The sequence below is a fragment of the Clostridium ljungdahlii genome (assembly GCF_001636845.1).
GTDB classification, from domain to species: domain Bacteria; phylum Bacillota; class Clostridia; order Clostridiales; family Clostridiaceae; genus Clostridium_B; species Clostridium_B ljungdahlii_A.
This window is the reverse complement of sequence record NZ_LITT01000054.1, coordinates 1-1,292: the sequence shown is the minus strand read 5'-3', so window position 1 is coordinate 1,292 and position 1,292 is coordinate 1. Positions and strand designations below refer to the sequence as shown.

Below are 1,292 nucleotides of genomic sequence, written 5' to 3'. Positions count from 1 at the left end.
GATGAAAACTATAAGCCAGTAGCAGGTGCTTATAAATATGCAGATGTAGTTCGAGATGGTATGGTTGTTGATTATATTGGTGCAATCAATATTGTTAGAGAGATGAAGCATGAAATTGAGGAAAAGTTAGGTACAGAGTTGATTTATGGAGCTGCAGCTATTCCACCTGGAACAGATGAGTTGGATTCAGGGGCAGTTAAAAATGTAGTTCAGGCAGCTGGTTTTGAACTTACAAGTGTGCTTGATGAACCAACGGCTGCTAATAAAGTTCTTAGAATTAAGAATGGTGCAGTTGTAGATATCGGTGGTGGAACGACTGGAATTTCAATTTTAAAAGATGGAAAAGTTGTTTATATTGCAGATGAACCAACAGGAGGTACTCAATTTTCCTTAGTTGTTTCTGGTGCATATAAAATGCCTTTTGCAGAAGCAGAATTGTATAAACGTAATCCAGAAAATCATAAGGACCTTTTACCTGTACTAAAGCCAGTAGTTGAAAAAATTGCATCTATTATTAACCAGCATATTAGAGGGTACGATGTCCAGGAAATATCTCTGGTAGGAGGAACTTGCTGTCTAACGGGTATTGAGACGATTATAGAGAAAAAGACAGGAATTTTTACTCATAAGCCAGAAAATCCGATGTTTGTGACCCCTTTGGGCATAGCACTTAGCTGTACGCAGGAAAGTATATAATTGGAGATGATTCTTTTGGCGATACGTCATCTGTTGAATCAGCAATTCAGGAGATTAAGCGCAATGTTAAAAAGGAGAAAGATATATGTTAATAGCAAGATTAATTGACAATGTATGGGCAACAAGAAAAGCAGAATCACTTAATGGATTGAAGTTTATGTTAGCGGAAGTAATTGGAGGAACTGGTGCTGGTCAGCATTTAGTTGTTGCAGATATAATCAGTGCCGGTATTGGAGATAGAGTTATTGTTTCAACCGGGTCATCAGCTCGAAAAATGTTAGATGAATGTGAGGATATCCCGGTTGATGCAGTTGTTGTTGGAATTATTGATGAAGACTGTAATGTAGAATAAACTCAGGAGGTACGGTAATGAGTATTCTTGATATGGTGCGAGAAGCTGGTGTTATTGGTGCCGGTGGGGCAGGATTTCCTACCCACGCAAAGCTAGCATCAAAGGCAGAATATATACTTCTTAATGGAGCTGAATGTGAGCCACTGCTTCGTGTGGATCAGCAGCTGATGAGGATGTTTCCAGATGAGATAATTAAAGGATTTGAAGCAGCAGGAAAGTTAGTAGGTGCAAATAAAGCACTTAT

At 38.7% G+C, this 1,292-nt stretch carries 2 protein-coding genes and 1 pseudogene; all 3 read left to right on the top strand.

Annotated features, from left to right (window positions below):
* A partial coding sequence (gene eutJ / locus WY13_RS15555) for an ethanolamine utilization protein EutJ (protein ID WP_063556519.1) occupies positions 1-696 on the top strand: 696 nt, incomplete at its 5' end.
* An 85-nt stretch (positions 697-781) separates the two neighbouring features.
* Positions 782-1,048 carry a EutN/CcmL family microcompartment protein gene (locus tag WY13_RS15550; protein WP_063556518.1) on the top strand — a complete coding sequence of 89 codons (267 nt, stop codon included), beginning with the start codon at positions 782-784 and terminating at the stop codon, positions 1,046-1,048.
* Positions 1,049-1,065: 17 nt separating this feature from the next.
* Positions 1,066-1,292: pseudogene (locus WY13_RS15545) on the top strand (electron transport complex protein RnfC); the annotation flags it as partial.